Annotated in this window: 12 protein-coding genes; 6 read left to right on the forward strand and 6 right to left on the reverse strand. The window is 52.8% G+C overall.

Annotation, left to right across the window (positions count from 1 at the left end):
• Positions 1 to 6: 6 nt before the first annotated feature.
• The 3 genes from ACMAY6_RS12360 to ACMAY6_RS12370 form a co-directional block, all read right to left on the reverse strand.
• A complete protein-coding gene (locus ACMAY6_RS12360; RefSeq protein ID WP_435212251.1) occupies positions 7 to 1,884 on the reverse strand; it encodes an HlyD family type I secretion periplasmic adaptor subunit in 1,878 nt (625 codons plus the stop codon).
• Positions 1,884 to 4,007: a type I secretion system permease/ATPase gene (locus ACMAY6_RS12365; RefSeq protein ID WP_435212253.1), complete on the reverse strand. Its 2,124-nt coding sequence runs from the start codon at positions 4,005 to 4,007 to the stop codon at positions 1,884 to 1,886. The genes ACMAY6_RS12360 and ACMAY6_RS12365 overlap by 1 nt, the downstream gene beginning before the upstream one ends.
• Positions 4,008 to 4,151: 144 nt before the next feature.
• Positions 4,152 to 5,183: a COX15/CtaA family protein gene (locus tag ACMAY6_RS12370; protein WP_435212255.1), complete on the reverse strand. Its 1,032-nt coding sequence runs from the start codon at positions 5,181 to 5,183 to the stop codon at positions 4,152 to 4,154.
• Between the two features lie 92 nt (positions 5,184 to 5,275).
• Here ACMAY6_RS12370 and ACMAY6_RS12375 point away from each other — a divergent pair, with 92 nt between their 5' ends.
• Positions 5,276 to 7,165: an ATP-binding cassette domain-containing protein gene (locus tag ACMAY6_RS12375; RefSeq protein WP_435212257.1), complete on the forward strand. Its 1,890-nt coding sequence runs from the start codon at positions 5,276 to 5,278 to the stop codon at positions 7,163 to 7,165.
• A gap of 26 nt (positions 7,166 to 7,191) precedes the next feature.
• Here the strand turns inward: ACMAY6_RS12375 and ACMAY6_RS12380 are convergent, their stop codons facing one another.
• On the reverse strand, positions 7,192 to 8,379 hold the full coding sequence (locus ACMAY6_RS12380) for an aromatic amino acid transaminase (protein WP_435212259.1): 1,188 nt from the start codon (positions 8,377 to 8,379) through the stop codon (positions 7,192 to 7,194).
• A gap of 353 nt (positions 8,380 to 8,732) precedes the next feature.
• On the opposite strand from ACMAY6_RS12380, the gene cmoB reads away from it, so the two are divergent.
• Positions 8,733 to 9,716, forward strand: coding sequence for a tRNA 5-methoxyuridine(34)/uridine 5-oxyacetic acid(34) synthase CmoB (cmoB, locus tag ACMAY6_RS12385; RefSeq protein ID WP_435212261.1), 984 nt, complete (start codon positions 8,733 to 8,735; stop codon positions 9,714 to 9,716).
• Positions 9,717 to 9,726: 10 nt separating this feature from the next.
• On the opposite strand, the gene lon is transcribed toward cmoB, so the two are convergent.
• Together lon and ACMAY6_RS12395 are read right to left on the reverse strand one after the other, a co-directional pair.
• A complete protein-coding gene (gene lon, locus ACMAY6_RS12390; RefSeq protein WP_435212263.1) occupies positions 9,727 to 12,213 on the reverse strand; it encodes an endopeptidase La in 2,487 nt (828 codons plus the stop codon).
• An 86-nt stretch (positions 12,214 to 12,299) separates the two neighbouring features.
• Entirely contained in the window at positions 12,300 to 12,644 is a 345-nt protein-coding gene (locus ACMAY6_RS12395) for a DUF1820 family protein (protein ID WP_435212265.1), read from the reverse strand.
• Positions 12,645 to 12,787: 143 nt separating this feature from the next.
• On the opposite strand from ACMAY6_RS12395, the gene miaB reads away from it, so the two are divergent.
• From miaB to ACMAY6_RS12415, 4 genes are all read left to right on the forward strand, one after another.
• On the forward strand, positions 12,788 to 14,137 hold the full coding sequence (gene miaB / locus ACMAY6_RS12400; RefSeq protein WP_435212267.1) for a tRNA (N6-isopentenyl adenosine(37)-C2)-methylthiotransferase MiaB: 1,350 nt from the start codon (positions 12,788 to 12,790) through the stop codon (positions 14,135 to 14,137).
• A 79-nt stretch (positions 14,138 to 14,216) separates the two neighbouring features.
• A complete protein-coding gene (locus ACMAY6_RS12405; protein ID WP_435212269.1) occupies positions 14,217 to 15,266 on the forward strand; it encodes a PhoH family protein in 1,050 nt (349 codons plus the stop codon).
• A complete protein-coding gene (gene ybeY, locus ACMAY6_RS12410) occupies positions 15,263 to 15,754 on the forward strand; it encodes an rRNA maturation RNase YbeY (RefSeq protein ID WP_435212271.1) in 492 nt (163 codons plus the stop codon). Before ACMAY6_RS12405 ends, ybeY begins: the two co-directional genes overlap by 4 nt.
• Positions 15,751 to 16,599 carry an HlyC/CorC family transporter gene (locus ACMAY6_RS12415; RefSeq protein ID WP_435212273.1) on the forward strand — a complete coding sequence of 283 codons (849 nt, stop codon included), beginning with the start codon at positions 15,751 to 15,753 and terminating at the stop codon, positions 16,597 to 16,599. Before ybeY ends, ACMAY6_RS12415 begins: the two co-directional genes overlap by 4 nt.
• The last annotated feature ends 5 nt before the right edge of the window (positions 16,600 to 16,604 follow it).

Below are 16,604 nucleotides of genomic sequence, written 5' to 3' on the forward strand. Positions count from 1 at the left end.
CATGTTTCAACGCTCCGACAACGACCTCTGCTGCGCTCTAAGAACGGGCTTCATTAAATAAGCCATCACCGTCTTTTTCCCAGTCAAAATATCCACTTCCACTGTCATACCAGGAATGATGGGTTTATTTTCACCAAAATCAACGGTGGCTGTCCGCACCGCAATTTCATAGTAAGCGTTACCTTCCTCATCAAGAACAGTGTCGGCGCCAATTTGTTCAACCTCGCCCTCAAGGCCGCCATATACGACAAAATCGTAGGCTGTTACCTTGACGTTGGCTTTCTGGCCAGGAGCCATAAAGGCAATATCCTGAGGCCTGACACGTACCTCAACTAAAAGAGAGTCGTCGGAGGGTATCAACTCAACGATGTCACGCCCCGGCAAAACAATGCCACCCAAGGTGTTGTAATAAAGCTGCTTCACAGTGCCAGTCACCGGAGACAACAAGCTGGTCTGCCGCACCCGATCCGAAAGCCCCGCACCTGCCTCAGTCAGTGCATTGATACGATTTACCGTATCCGCTAGCTGCTCCCGCACACCATTCTTAAACTCCAACTCTACCCCCGCCAACTTGCCCTCAGCCTCCGAAATGGATGCACTAACACGGGACAGCTGCGCTCGGGTTTGCTTAAGCTCACCTTCCGCTTTGTTGACTTCTCGCTGCAGCCTCAAAACCTCTACCTGAGAAACTGCACCTGATTCGATCATCGGAGTCGTACGAGAAAGCTCTTCAGTAGCCAACTCTGATTCTCGACCAAGCTGTGCTCGGCGTACGCCCAACTCACGCAGCTCTTCCCGCCGCTGCTTAAGCTGCTGTCTTGCAATACCCTTCTGAACTTCTAACTCTTTTAATCTATTGTCGAACAGTTGCTGCTCTTGATAAACGATGTCTGGTGTATCGCTGAGCATCTCCTCTGTGGGTTCAAAGGCCTCACCGTCTACCATCGCTCGCAGCCGTGCGGCTCTCACGATGAGACCAGACCGTTCGGCCATATTCTCGCCAAGGCTTGACTGTGAGCGAGTTTGATCAAGCTTCAAAAGCAAATCGCCTTGTCGCACGAGATCGCCCTCACGAACAAGAATCTCAGTGATGACACCGCCATCTTGTGAGCCCAGAATTTGAACCTGCCGGCTGGGAATTACCTTACCTTGCCCCCGAGTGACAATATCGACTTCCGCCCAAGACGCCCATACAACAAGCATTAGCACCGATACCGCTATGGCATACAGCAGACGTCGGGCCTTCAGGGGCTCCTGCTCAAGCATGGCCTCTTCAGCCATTAACTCCCACACGGTCTGTTGCTCAGTAAGTGACTCTGTTGCTGAGCTTAGCTTTTGAGCCTCCTCCGACAACCCTTTCGGTTCGCGACCGGAATAGCCGAGGTCTGTTGGGAGGGGCTCCCAGTCATTTTGATCAATGACTTTAATGTGTGCGAGATCGGCCTCACGCCGGAGTTGGAAAAAATCACCCCCGGCCAGAAAAACGCTTGCCACTTCGCTGTGAATAATTGAACGATCAATATCTTGGGCAAGCCACTTTACCTCACAGAAGTGGGCCAAACTGGCCTCCCCCGCCTCGTAGTGGCAGCGTGACTCAATGCGTGCGACAGAAATAACATCGTCCGGCTCGCGACTAGCAACAATGACAAGGTCTGCAACCGACAGCCAGTGAGTAAACGCCCAGGCGACCTGCACGTCAGCCGCGAGTACCTGCTCCTCGTAGCCGGGATTGAGTGTTTTGAGGGTGCTGCGCATGACCTCAATGTCATCAAGGTCACATAGATTTACGTCGCAGTGGGGGGCCGGCAAAAACAGTCTAGAGCCTTCTTGTGGCGGCTCGATATCTTGGCCGTCTGTCCCAGGACGTAAAACCCAAATTGCCATTAGCGCGCCCGCCCTATCTTGCCTTGCTTGAGTGCGTCCAACACAGTCTCCCTCGCACCATCCGCGACGATGCGCCCACCATCTATGACGATAATCCGATCAACGAGCTCCAACAGAGCATTGCGATGCGTCACGAGTAATAAGGTGCGTCCCGGTAAATAGGCTGTGAGTTCTTTTTTGATCACTGCTTCAGTCGTGTTATCCATCGACCCCGTAGGTTCATCGAAAAACATGATTCCCGGCGTATGTACCAAACTACGTGCCAGAGCAATACAACGACGCTGTCCCCCAGAAACGGAATCACCGCGCTCGCTTATGGGCATATCAAAGCCTCGAGGATGGCGATTAACAAAATCTATAAGGGCCGCTTGCTGGGCAGCGCGCACCAAGCTTGAATCCTCTATACCACGGTGCGCCAACGTCAAATTTTCCCGCAGCGTACCGTGGAACAACGTGACGTCCTGTGGGACATAGCCCACGGCGTTTCGATACTCAGCGGGATCGAGCTGCCTGAGATCAATGCCGTCAATGAGAACCGCGCCTTCCGTTGGCTCATAAAGCCCCATTGCGAGTTTGGTAAGCGTCGACTTCCCTGAACCCACACGGCCTACAATCGCGACATGCTCCCCCGCCTTAATGCTAAAAGAAATGCCCGACACTGAAGCAGTTTCGCTGCCAGGATATGCAAAGGACACGTTGTTAAACGTCACATCGCCACGGAAACTATCTCGGGAAACAAACGCACCGCCGTCACGCCGTTCGGCCGGCATTTCAAACAAACCGTTTAAGGTGTCTAGTGCCATCCGAGCATTGTGAGCCTGAGTGATCAGCCCCGCGACCTGCCCAAAGGGCTGCATGGCTCGCCTTGACAGCATCGACCCGGCAATTAAACCACCCATCGTTAATTGCCCCTCTGAAATGAGGAAAACCCCAACAATGATCACGCCGACTGTGACCAATTGCTGAGCGAACATTGTGAAATGAGTAACCGATAAAGTCGCCAACCGGAGGTCTACGCCAACACCCGCGAGAAACCGCGTGGTTTCCTCCCACTTGCGCTGCATGACTGATTCTGCGCCAAGCGCTTTTAAAGTATCGAGTCCCGTTAATGACTCAATGAGTGTCGCATTTCGCTGGGCCCCCGCTTGATACGTTGACTCGGTAAGGCGCTGCAACCTCCCTCTAGCAAATAACGCGTAGACCAAAATGGCGGCGACTCCCAATAAAACCGGAATCAACAGTGGCCACGCAATCCAGGCGATAACGGCTAAAAATAAAACCGAAAATGGCAGGTCGACAATGGTAGTGATCGTCGTTGAAGTGATGAAGTCCCGAAGGGTCTCAAAAGACCTCAGGTTAACGGCAAAGGAACCAACGGATGCAGGTCGGTACTCCAATCGCATACCTAAGGTGCGCTCCATGATTTTCGCAGACAACTCAACATCAACCCGACGGCTCGCGAGATCGAGAAAATGCCCTCGCATTGATTTCAGCACCATATCGGCGACCAATACGATAACCACACCCGTCGCAAGCACCCATAAGGTATCAAAAGCGGCGTTTGGTACGACTCGGTCGTACACATTCATCATGAAAATGGGAACGGCTAAAGCAAATAAATTAATAAAAAATGCTGCAACGAGAACGTCCTTGTAAACAGGCATATTCTCGCGGATTGCCGACCAGAACCAATGACCATCGCGATTGGTGTCGCTAGAGTCCACGCGGCTGTCAAAACGAAACTTGGGGCGCGCCAGCAAAGCAAAGCCTGAGAACTTAGCCTCTAAATCTGCGTGTGCTTCCTCGACAACCGAGTCAACGAGGCGTGGATAAATCACCTCAACAGCGCCGCCCTTAGTTGGGCCCAGATAAACACACGCATCGCCGTCCTCCAGCAGCAAAATGGCCGGACAGACGGAATCTGGAATGTCTTTGATCGCGATTTTGCGCAGGCGACTGTTCAGCCCGACCTTTTTTGCCGCACGTTGCAAAAAGCTGGCTGTGATTCCCGCTTCTGTTAGCGGTAAACCAGCACTAAGCGACTCTGGAGTAGCTGGGAGGCCGTGGTGCCTGGCCAAAATGACCAAACATGCAAGCAGCACGTCGTCTTCGACACTCCCCATGAACCCCCCATTTTGGTAAAAAAGCTAAATCGCGTTTGGGACAGGGTATGACAGTAGTTTGTTAATATGCAACGCACACCGCAAGGTTCAGAGTCCAGACATTTGCCCTGCTGCTATTCTGGGGCACCCTTGATTTGTTTCGGCCTACAGGCGAGAGCGTTCAGTTAAGCGCGCGTGGGTAAAAAATAAGGCTGCCGTAAGCAACACAACGGCACCGCCTTGGTGTGCAGCCGCTATGGGCACTGCCACGTGAGTCAGCAAGGTGGAGACACCTAACGTTACCTGACATACCAGCGCGAGAGCCAATGCCACCGCGCCCCACTTCACACGGGGATCCGAGCTTCCTCGAAAATTCCTAATGGCGATACTGGCCACTAGCAGAACGAGCCCGTAAGCAAATAAACGATGGTTGAACTGGATTGTTGTCACCTGTTCAAAAGCGGATATCCATCCCTCGGCATATATCGAGGGTGGTATCAAGTGGTCCCCCATCAGGGGCCAAGTAGGATAACTGTACCCCGCATCGGTTCCAGCCACGAACCCACCACTCAATATCATTAGGTACACCAAAGCAGCGAGTGCATAAAATTTGACAGAGTGTTCACCCACTATTTGACGATGGGGAGAGGTTATCTGCAGGATGAGCCACACCATGTAGCCGTAAACCAGCACAGCGAGCCCTAAATGCGCTGTCAATCGATACTGGGATACGTCGGGTCGATCGACCAGCCCGCTCTTCACCATATACCAGCCCAGTAACCCCTGGCAGCCACCGAGCACGAACAGCAAAAGCAACTTAGGCTTTAAAGGCCGTCGTACCATTCCCCTCACCATGAAAAACACCATCGGAAACAGGTACAGCACGCCGATTAAACGCCCGAGGACGCGATGCAAATACTCGTACATAAAAATGACCTTGAAACCCGCCAGATCCATGTCGTAGTTAACTTTTTGGTATTCGGGAAACTGCTGATACTTGGTGAAAGCCAAATCCCAGTCAGCAGCGGTTAGAGGAGGGATGGCCCCCATAATAGGCTGCCATTCCACCATCGACAATCCCGAGTCCGTCAACCTCGTAACCCCTCCCAAGAGAATCATTCCGAAAATAACAACCGCGCAGACGGTGAGCCAGCGAGCGATCCAGCGATCGCTGTTGTCAGTAACATGTGGGTACACGGTTTTCTCCTTTGTGAGGCGCCTATTTTAACCGATTCGGAGACTGGAATGGGATGGCGTACACTGCCCGCCCCTAAATTCGGAACAACACTATGCCCCTGCTGCGCCTTGACGAGGTAGAACTCCACTTTGGCAGTCATGTCATCCTTGATCGCGTGAGTCTAAACTTGGATCAGGGACAGCGCGTGGGCTTGCTTGGCCGCAATGGTGCTGGCAAAACCACCCTGTTCAAAATTTTAGCGGGAGAACTAGCTCCGGATGGCGGCGAGCGGTGGCTAAACCCCGGCGCACGTTTGGCACGGCTTGAACAGGAACTGCCCGATGGTGAGGATGTTACGGTTTACGACGTGGTCGCCGGGGGCCTTGAAGCCGCAGGTCAATTATTAGCGCGATACCACCAAATTATTGCCTCTGGATCTGAAGCCGACATGGATGAGCTGGCTAACATTCAACAGGCATTAGAAGCCGAAGACGGTTGGCAGTTACAGCAGCGCGTTGAAACAGTAATTTCTCAGCTGGGCTTGCCTACGGACACGTCGATGGCAGCTCTCTCTGGCGGCTGGCGTCGCAGGGTATCCCTCGCAAGAGCACTGGTCACTCAACCTGACATTCTGCTTCTCGACGAGCCCACTAACCATCTCGACATACCGACAATAGAGTGGCTGGAAAGCCATCTCAAAAATTTTAGAGGCGCACTCGTTGTCATCAGTCACGACCGGCGTTTTCTACAAAACTGTGTGACCAGCATGGCTGAGTTGGAACGCGGGCACTTGTCTTTGTGGCAGGGCGACTACAGAGGGTTCCTGCAGTTTAGAGAGCAAGAGCTCGCCTCGGAAGCCAAAGCCAATGCCCTATTTGACAAAAAATTGGCTGAAGAAGAAGTCTGGATTCGGCAAGGAATTAAGGCGCGACGGACACGCAATGAAGGACGTGTACGGGCTTTAGAAGCGTTACGAGAGGAACGCTCCCAGCGCAGGGCGCGGCAGGGAACCGCCAGTTTTAGTGTGGAAGACGCTAGGGCTTCGGGAAAACTGGTCACCGAGCTTAAGAAAGTCAGTTTTTCCTGGGGGTCTCGTCCCGTCGTTGATCAATTTTCAACCATCATCCAACGCGGCGACCGCGTGGGCATCGTTGGCCGTAATGGTATTGGCAAGACGACACTGGTAAAGCTCTTACTCGGAGAGCTGCAACCTGACAGCGGCGCTGTTCAGGTGGGCACTCGACTTGAAGTCGCGTACTCGGATCAATTGAGAGGCCAGCTCGACCCCGAGGCCAACCTGATCGATAACATTTGCGGTGGGCAAGAGTTTATTGAAATCAATGGTCGCAGGCGGCATGCGATCAGTTATCTCGGTGATTTTTTGTTCACCCCAGAACGGGTCCGCACTCCGGTTAAAGCCCTGTCAGGGGGCGAGCGTAATCGGGCCATTCTCGCGAGGCTTTTTACACGTCCCGCAAACTTGCTCGTACTCGACGAACCCACGAATGATTTAGATATAGAAACCCTCGAGCTGCTCGAAGAAATATTGGCAGATTTTAAGGGAACACTCCTGCTCGTTAGTCACGATCGTGATTTTATGGATAGCGTCGTCACCAGCCTCCTTGTGATGGGCGAGGACGGCACAATCGAAGAGCAGGCGGGAGGCTACAGTGATTGGGAGGCCCGAGGTGGGCGACTGACCGCCGAAGCCGTGACTGACAGCACAGCACTCACTTCTAGAAAAATTACCGTCATTGATCCAGAGGAAACCCAAAAGAAACCCCAAAGAAAGCTAAGTTACAAAGAACAGCGGGAATTAGAGGGCCTCCCGGGCCACATTGAAGACCTAGAAGGGCAGCAAGCCGAACTTGAGCTGCAGATCGCGGCGCCTGACTTTTATCAGCAACCCCCAGACATTGTCCGTGAGCGGCTAGACGATCTTGAACAGCTCAATCGCAATCTTGAAACTGCGATTGAGCGCTGGTCAGAGCTGGAAGGCTAAATCGTGCACGGGTGCACTATCGGCGTCTAAAGGACCGAGGTCACCGCAGCCACCACACGGTCCATGTTTCCAGCATTTAAGCTGGCAATGTTAATGCGCGATGAGTTCAGCATATAAAGGCCGTGCTCGGATCTCACCTGCTTTGCTTGCTCCTCAGATAGCCCCAAGAACGAAAACATGCCCTTTTCTTTGGCGATAAAACCGAAATCTCGTCCCGTAGCGTTTTCAAGCCGCTTTTGGAATTCCAAGCGTAACCCGTTGATGCGCACACACATTGCGGTCAACTCGGCTTCCCAATCGGCTCGCAAAACGGGATCACCCAGAACGCGCCCGGCCAGAAGTGCACCATGAGCGGGAGGCATCGAATAAATACGTCGGGCTGCCGCTTTTGCCTGACTGACAGTAGCCTCGGCCGTGCGGCTGTTGGGACCCACAAAAATAGCCATCCCAGTGCGCTCTCGATACAAGCCCATGTTTTTTGATAACGAGGCTGCTACAACCACCTCCGGAACCTGTTCTATTAGGCAACGCAAACCGTAGACGTCAGTATCAAGACCTTCACCAAACCCTTGATACGCCAAATCTACCATTGGGGTAAAACCCTGACTCGCGGCCATGCCAGCAATCTCCCGCCATTGCTCAGGTGTAAGGTCCGCGCCACTGGGGTTGTGACAACAGCCATGCAGTAGCACAATATCCCCCGCCCCCGCAGCAGCGAGATCCTCGGTCATGGCGACGAAATCCACACCGTGGGTCGCAGGGTCGTAGTATCGGTATTGGCCCAACTCCAACCCACTGCTGGTAATCAGTGGCACATGAACTGGCCAGGTAGGATCACTCACCCAAACTTTACCTTTGGTTCCCGATGCTTTGAGAACTTCCGCACCCAATCGAACGGCGCCGCATCCACCGGGCGCCTGAACCGCCCCTACATTGCCTGACCGTACTCCCAGCGCATCACTGCCTACAACCAGCTCAACCAAACCTTCGATAAACTGGGGATCGCCTTGTGGGGGAATATAGGACTTCGTCTGTTCCTCATCGACAAGTTGGCGCTGCGCCAGGCGAACTGCGTTAAAGACGGGGCAATTTCCTGACTCGTCCATGTAGATACCGATAGTCAGGTCTACCTTGTCGGGGTTTGGGTCAGCTCGGCACTCTGCAGCCAGGCCGAGTATAGAATCTGGCGGCAATAGGGGTAATTCTTCAAACATAACGATTTCTCAAGATTCATTAGCGAGCGGTGATGGATTATGGATCAGCAGCAACCTCGCTGCCAACCGCCGGTTGATATCCTCGAAATCCACAGACAAATGCACGGGACAGTGGCCCCTCTTGGAAGTTTGGTTAAGGCTTTATATACCAGCGGGCAAAAACACAGCTGGTGATCTATTGAATTTAGAGGGATGACAGACCTAAATTAGCCTTGTGTAAGTGGGAATCAGGCCTTTGGTTTGCAACCAGATCTACCCCGGCCTGCTGTGACAATACGAAATACCAAAAGCTTTACCGCCAAACAGCCCGTTCAAGTATTAGACTTGCGGTTTTTCGCAGGGACAAACCAATAATGAGAGAGCTCATAGCGCAGGAGCTGGAGCAGCTAGGGGGACGCTGGGAGGGAACGCCGCTGGAGCCATGGCTTGCGGTTTTGCCAACGCAACTTGCCCAAGGCTTCTCAAGCGCCCGCTATGGCGATATCCCTCGTTGGCTCCAAGCTCTATCAACGCTGCCAAAACTTAAGGTAGACGCCATCAATATGTCTACAGATCGAGTGGGGTGCTCGGGGGCTGTCACAAACAGCGAGCGCGATCAACTTACTGCAGCGTTGCAAGGTTTGCACCCTTGGCGTAAAGGTCCCTTCGAACTTTTTGGTTGTCACGTTGATACTGAGTGGCGCTCTGACTGGAAATGGAACCGCCTTGAGGGCGCTCTGGAAGATCTTGCCCAGCGACGAGTGCTAGACGTGGGATGTGGCAGCGGTTACCACAGCTGGCGAATGCTTGGAGCTAACGCGGAGGAAGTCATCGGAATCGATCCAAGCCCCCTCTCAAATCTGCAATTTCGCGCTGTGCAGCATTACTTACAGCAACCCAACATCAATATTTTTCCACTTACCTTAGAACAAATGCCGTCGCAACTTCGCGCCTTCGATACGACCTTTTCTATGGGGGTTTTGTACCACCGCCGATCACCGCTAGACCATCTGATCGATCTTCGAAATACGCTGCGGCCCGGCGGTCAATTGGTTTTGGAAACACTGGTGGTTGAGGGCGGTCCCAACACGGTATTCGTGCCCCCAAATCGCTACGCCAAAATGGGTAATGTCTGGTGTCTGCCCAGTCCCGTGACGCTGCGCGGCTGGCTAGAAAAGGTCGGATTTAAAAACGCAGACATAGTGGATATCAACACGACCACCACAAACGAACAGCGAACAACACCTTGGATGACCTTTCACTCTCTCGAGCAATTCCTTGATAACAGCGACCCAAGCTTAACCGCCGAGGGCCATCCTGCGCCTATTAGAGCAATTCTCACAGCCAACGCACCCTGACAACCCTCCCTCAGTGTAGAGGGCGTTTGGGCACAGCCCCAGCAAACACAATTTCAAACACCTCATCAAAACTGCCGACAAAGTGTGCCTTCATACCTGAGGTTAAATAATCGGGTAACTCTTCGTAGTCACCGCGATTAGCAGAAGGCAATACGACCTCTGATATTTGAGCTCGGCGAGCCGCCACCATTTTTTCTCGGATGCCACCCACCGGGAGCACTCGCCCGGTCAATGTCAATTCGCCCGTCATGGCTAGCGGACGTTTTATCCGCTGACCTCGCGCAAGGGATATGAGTGCTGCCGCCATCGTAATACCTGCACTGGGCCCGTCTTTTGGGGTAGCGCCCTCAGGCACGTGCAAATGAACCATCGATGTATCAAAAAAGTCCTCAGCACAGCCAAAATCAGCCAGATGGGCAACGCAATAGCTGTAAGCGATTTCTGCACTTTCCTTCATCACCTCACCCAGTTGCCCAGTGAGCTTGAAACCACGATTTAAGGTATGAATTCTGCTCGACTCGATTGCGAGAGTGACACCGCCGTGCGCGGTCCAAGCCAAGCCAGTCACGACGCCTTTACCTCGCAAGGGTCGTTCATTGCGGTAGCGAGGTTGACCAAGCAAGCCCGCTATGTCCTTTTTTCCCAGTCGAACACGGGAAGCATCACCGTCAACAAGCTGCACAATCGCCTTTCTTATTAGGGCCGCCAGGTGTTTTTCCAACTGACGCACACCCGCCTCACGGCAGTAGCCGTCAATGACCAAGCGAAGCGCCGCGTCATTAATGCGTATCTGAGAGGGTTTCGCCCCGTGCCTGAGCAGTAATTTTGGCCATAAATGGTTACGGGCAATGTCTAGCTTTTCCTCAGCGATATAGCCCGAAAGACGAATTGTCTCCATACGATCTAACAGCGCCGGAGGAATGGTGTCTAGCTGATTAGCCGTGGCGATAAAAAGCACGCGTGAAAGATCAACACGTAAATCGAGATAGTGGTCGAGAAATTCGGTGTTCTGCTCTGGGTCCAGTACCTCCAGAAGTGCCGAGGCCGGATCGCCCTGATAAGAGCGTCCCACCTTGTCGATTTCATCAAGCATGATTACCGGATTCGCGACATCGACGTCTTTTAAAGCCTGAACCAGCTTACCCGGCATCGCACCAATGTAGGTTCTACGGTGCCCTTTGATCTCGGCTTCATCACGAATACCGCCCAAACTAAATCGGAAAAATTTTCGGCCTAAAGCGTCAGCAACAGATTTACCGATACTGGTTTTACCGACCCCAGGCGGGCCGACAAGCAATAATATGGAACCATCAATGGTGCCCTTGAAGTTGCCCACAGCTAAAAACTCGGTAATACGCTGCTTAACATCACCTAGGCCATCGTGGTGCCGATCAAGCTCACTGCGAGCATGTTCTAAATTCAAGTTGTCATCTGAAAACACACCCCACGGCACGGAACTGATCCAATCGAGGTAATTTCGTGTCACGGCATACTCAGGTGAACCTGATTCCAACACCTTAAGCTTGTCTAATTCCTCTGAAAAACGCGCGGAAACGTGATCCGGAGGATTGCGTGTCGACATGCGCTCAGCGAATTTTTCAGCATCCGATGTTTTATCATCCTTGGAAATTCCCAGCTCTCGCTGGATCACCTTCATTTGCTCTTTAAGAAAAAACTCGCGTTGGTTGTCGGAGGCTTTTGCATTGACCTCTCGACTAATTTCTCCTTGAAGCTCAGCAACTTCTTTTTCTCGTCGCAGCAACTCCAGCACTTGATTCATACGCGTAGCCAGAGGCAGAGTCTGCAGGATGTCTTGCAGTTGCTCCCCGGAAGCCGTCGTCATAGCTGCAGCAAAGTCTGCCAACAGACTCGGCTGATTCGGATTGAAATTGCCTAGGTATTGCTTGAGCTCTTGGGAATAAAGCGGATTCAGCGGTAACAGCTCTTTAATGGCAGCAATAATTGCCATTGCGTAGGCCTTAACCTCATCGCTATCACGCTCACCTTTGGAGCGCGGGTACTCAACCTGGGCAATAAACGGGCCGTCCTCGCGTAGCCAGCGAACAATACGAAACCGTTTAATACCCTGAGCCAGGAATTGCCCAGAATTCTCAGCCTGCCCTTGAGGTTGATGAAGTCTTACAACGCAGCCCATGTCTGGAAAATCACTGCTGACGACGTCTATTGGATTCACGTCACCGACAAAAGCCAACCCCAGCAATCCTTTGCCCTGCTCAGATATGGCTGCCAGTGTTTTTTGCCACTGATCGAGATTGAGACCAATCGGCTGCACCTGACCTGGGAAAAAAGGGCGCCCGGGCAGCGGGAGTAGCACTAGCGTTTCGGGCAACACGTCCGCGGCGACTGCTGGAGTCGATGGCTGTTCTGCTACGACATCACTGGCTCCCAACTCGTAGTGCGCCGACACGCCCTCGAGAAAGCCGTGGCCATCGGTGGTGTCTGGTTTGTCTGAACTATGATCGTCTTCGCTGCTCATTACAGCTTACCTCGTCACTTGGCATTCTTTTACGCTCATCCAAGATGTGGTGGTAAGCAGCCCGTAATTCAAGGGCGCAAGGCGAGTCAGTCATCGCCCCCTGATGGAGCAGACGGCATGCCGTTAAACGGCAGATGAGAAATTTTCGCCCCAGTAGCAGATGCCTCAGATACGCGAACCGTGCCTTCCTTCTCTACCTCATCGATGCGAATAACTGAGTGCAGCGGAATATAACTTCGCTTCACGCCCGAAAACTCGTTCTTTAACTTCTCTTCCGAGGGGTCAACGAGGACGGCTGACCGCTCACCAAACACCAGCTCTTCAACCTCAATAAAACCCCACATGTCGCTCTGGAATATTTGTCTCGCGAAGACCTCAAAGACTTGGCCTCCGTTTTGGAAAATAACCTTGTAGACGGGTTGAGTTGTCATGGGCACTGGACGCGGTTAAGAAAAAAAGGGCGGGAATGGTACCACTTCTGAGGTTATCCGCCAGTGGATTCTCGCGCACAGGTGGTTTCATAACGGTATACTTCCCACCATCCGCTCTATCTATCGCAAGTGAGACCACCTTTTTGACAACGCCACCTCAGAAAAAATTGTTCGTACAAACCCACGGCTGCCAGATGAATGAATACGATTCTGCTCGTATGGCCGACCTGTTGGGGGAAAGCCACGGGCTAACAATGACCGATCAGGTGGAGGAAGCCGACGTTCTGTTGCTAAACACCTGTTCAATCCGCGAAAAGGCACAGGAAAAGGTTTTTCATCAATTGGGGCGTTGGCGGCCTCTGAAGGAAGCCAAGCCCGACTTAATCATTGGTGTCGGTGGCTGTGTTGCAAGTCAGGAGGGTGCGGAGATCAGTAAACGCGCACCCTTTGTCGATTTGATTTTTGGACCACAAACCCTGCACCGTCTTCCCGAGATGATTGATGCTTCAAGGGACGGCACCCCCGTTGTTGTTGACGTCAGCTTCCCCGAGATAGAAAAATTTGACCGGCTTCCAGAGCCCCGAGTAGACGGCCCCAGCGCTTTTGTTTCGATTATGGAGGGCTGCAGCAAATATTGTACGTTTTGCGTCGTGCCCTACACCCGTGGCGAGGAGGTTTCCCGCCCGGTCGACGATGTCATTGCCGAGATTGCCTCACTCGCCAATGGGGGTGTGAGAGAGGTCAATCTGCTTGGGCAAAATGTAAATGCCTACAGAGGGCCTAACCACTTGGGCGACAATGTCGATTTCGCTGAGCTCCTCCACCTGGTGAATTTAGTGCCGGGCATAGAGCGCATTCGCTACACGACCTCACACCCTGTAGAGTTTTCTGACGCCCTGATTCAGTGCTACGCGGATATTCCAGCACTGGTGGACCACCTGCATCTGCCGGTACAAAGCGGCTCGGATCGCACGTTAATGGCCATGAAGCGAGGCCACACGGCGTTGGAGTACAAAGCTAAAATCAGAGCCCTACGCCGGATTCGTCCCAACATTTCTTTGTCCTCAGACTTCATCATCGGTTTTCCTGGTGAAGATGAGAAGGACTTTGCCGCGACAATGAAGCTCATTGAAGAGGTGGGGTTTGATAGCTCGTTTAGTTTTATTTACAGCGCCCGCCCCGGAACACCTGCAGCCGATCTTTTAGACGAAACCACCATGGAGACAAAAAAACAGCGCCTGAAAATCCTGCAAGGAAGAATCGCCCAGCAAGCCGCCGCTATTGGGGTCGCCATGGTGGGAAGTGAGCAGCGTATCTTGGTGACCGGAGTGTCTAAAAAGGATCCCGGACAACTCGCTGGGCGCACGGAGAATAACCGAGTGGTCAACTTCAGCTGCGATAACAGTGGGCTTATTGGTCAATTCGCCGACGTAAAGATTGTCGAAGCTTTGCCCAACTCACTGAGAGGTCAGTTACTCCCGCAGCTTGTCTGACCTGTTAAAGGCAGTTGACTCCCACGATAAGGTCTGTATCTTCTCTCTCCCAGTTGCGAAAAGAGCGAACAAACAGGCGTTGGATACCATTAGCGCAGCCCCCGATCCCGGCGACACCACGGAGTCGGCCTCACAACTCAGCATTACCCTCGAACCTAATGATGCCCGTCACCTGGCCGCGCTGTGCGGACAGTTGGATGCGCATTTGCGCCAACTGGAAGAGCGACTGAGTGTCGTGATACGCAATCGCAGCAATCACTTCACCGTCTCGGGAAACGCCGACGCTGTTTCGATAACGGTTGCACTGCTAGAAACTTTATACAGTGAGGCATGTCAGGGCATCGGCATTAGCCCAGAAAGCGTTCATTTGCACCTGCAGCAAGCCGACCTCGAGCATCTAGCACACCACCGTCAGCAAAACCCCAGCAGCGATGTCGAACCCATCACCGTCATTCGGACCAAGCGGACATCCATTAAACCTAGGGGTAAAAATCAGCAATCTTACGTCCGGGCACTTCAGCGGCACGACATAAATTTTGGTATTGGTCCTGCCGGCACAGGGAAAACGTATTTGGGTGTCGCTTGCGCCGTCCAGGCACTCCTGGACGAGCAAGTGCGCCGTATTTTACTGGTGCGGCCCGCGGTAGAAGCCGGCGAGCGGTTGGGTTTTCTTCCTGGCGACCTCAGCCAAAAGGTGGACCCTTATCTCCGTCCGCTTTACGACGCACTCTATGAAATGCTGGGATTTGAGACCGTCACTAAATATATAGAGCGCAATATCATTGAAGTGGCGCCTCTAGCCTTTATGCGCGGGCGCACCCTCAACAATGCCTTCATCATTTTAGATGAGGCACAAAATACAACCCGAGAACAAATGAAGATGTTCTTAACCCGCATTGGGTTTGGCTCAACCGCCGTCATCACCGGTGATGCCACACAAATTGACCTACCAAAGGGCCAACAATCTGGACTCACCCACGCCACACAAGTTTTAGAAGGTGTCGAGGGCATCACATTTACTTGGTTTGCCAATAAAGACGTCGTGCGCCACCCCCTGGTACAAAGAGTGGTTTCAGCCTATGACGAATTTGAGGCTAGGAGCCCCAAGCTAGAGCGTAGGGAACCATGATCCCCGTACTCCACATCGAGCGCGACGACGACATTGAGGCTCCCGAAGACGAGAGCTTTGAACGGTGGGTTAATGCAACCTGCCGTGCGCTAGAGGCAACTTCAACTGCCAGACCAGAGCTGAGTATCCGCATCAGTAACACCGACGAAATGAGCCAGCTGAATCAGCGCTTTCGACATCGCTCCGGTCCCACAAACGTGCTTTCTTTTCCCGCTGAAATACCGACCGATGTCGGTTGCGAACTACTGGGAGATATCGTTATTTGCAGCCCCCTGGTATGGCAGGAGGCACAGGAACAGGGCAAAACTCCCATCTGTCACTGGGCCCATCTGACCGTACATGGGGTCCTTCATTTATTGGGCTATGATCACGACTCAGACGATACGGCTCAAGATATGGAAGCTCTAGAAACCCAAATTTTGCAGCAATTCGGCTACCCTAACCCGTATATTTTCGGCGCTGAAGACCCGCGAGCTGAACTTCCGTGAACGACCTACACACCCCCGAAAGTGATGAGCGCAGCTGGGTTGAACGGTTAACACAGTTTCTTTCTGGGACCCCCCAAAATCGTGCTGATCTAGAGGGCTTGCTCGAGCTTGCCGTTGACAACGAGCTGATTGACGACGACGCGAAAACCATTATGGAAGGCGCTCTGTCAGTCAGTGACATGCAGGTGCGGGACATCATGATCCCCCGTGCGCAGATGACCGTCATTAAAATCGATGCTGATCTCGATGAAGCTCTGCCCCAAATCATCCATGCCGCCCACTCGCGCTTTCCCGTTATCGATGACAACCTCGATAACGTAACCGGCATTTTATTGGCTAAAGATCTACTACCCTTGGTTTTGGAGCGCGAGCCAGCATTTGATCTGCGCAGCCTGTTGCGACCTGCAGTGGTGGTCCCCGAAAGCAAACGCCTGAATGTTCTACTCCGCGAATTCCGGCAAAATCGCAACCACATGGCCATCGTAATCGACGAGTACGGAGGAGTCGCTGGCCTAGTGACCATTGAAGACGTGCTTGAAGAAATTGTCGGTGAAATTGAAGACGAGACAGACGTTGATGAAGGCCGGGATATCCGAAAAATAAGTCCGACTGAGTTTTTCGTGAAGGCCCAAACGCCGATTGAGGACTTCAATGAGCACTTCGGCGTGACCTTTAGCAACGAAGAATTCGATACGATTGGTGGCCTCGTAGTTAACGCCTTTGGACACATGCCTACCCGCAGCGAGACGACCCACCTCGAGCGCTTCGAGTTCAAGGTCGTCAACGCAGATCAGCGTCGCTTGCTTAGCCTCCGAGTAACACCCCCCCATGACGCTGCTGACTGATTAAC

This window comes from Luminiphilus sp. nBUS_16 (assembly GCF_051201645.1).
Lineage (GTDB): Bacteria > Pseudomonadota > Gammaproteobacteria > Pseudomonadales > Halieaceae > Luminiphilus.

Excerpts from the sequence above, each read along its gene's own strand:
- ACMAY6_RS12360 (WP_435212251.1), bottom strand. The coding sequence starts at position 1,884 with ATGGCAATTTGGGTTTTACGTCCTGGGACAGACGGCCAAGATATCGAG.
- ACMAY6_RS12365 (WP_435212253.1), bottom strand. The coding sequence starts at position 4,007 with ATGGGGAGTGTCGAAGACGACGTGCTGCTTGCATGTTTGGTCATTTTG.
- ACMAY6_RS12375 (WP_435212257.1), top strand. The coding sequence starts at position 5,276 with ATGCCCCTGCTGCGCCTTGACGAGGTAGAACTCCACTTTGGCAGTCAT.
- ACMAY6_RS12380 (WP_435212259.1), bottom strand. The coding sequence starts at position 8,379 with ATGTTTGAAGAATTACCCCTATTGCCGCCAGATTCTATACTCGGCCTG.
- cmoB (WP_435212261.1), top strand. The coding sequence starts at position 8,733 with ATGAGAGAGCTCATAGCGCAGGAGCTGGAGCAGCTAGGGGGACGCTGG.
- lon (WP_435212263.1), bottom strand. The coding sequence starts at position 12,213 with ATGAGCAGCGAAGACGATCATAGTTCAGACAAACCAGACACCACCGAT.
- ACMAY6_RS12395 (WP_435212265.1), bottom strand. The coding sequence starts at position 12,644 with ATGACAACTCAACCCGTCTACAAGGTTATTTTCCAAAACGGAGGCCAA.
- ybeY (WP_435212271.1), top strand. The coding sequence starts at position 15,263 with ATGATCCCCGTACTCCACATCGAGCGCGACGACGACATTGAGGCTCCC.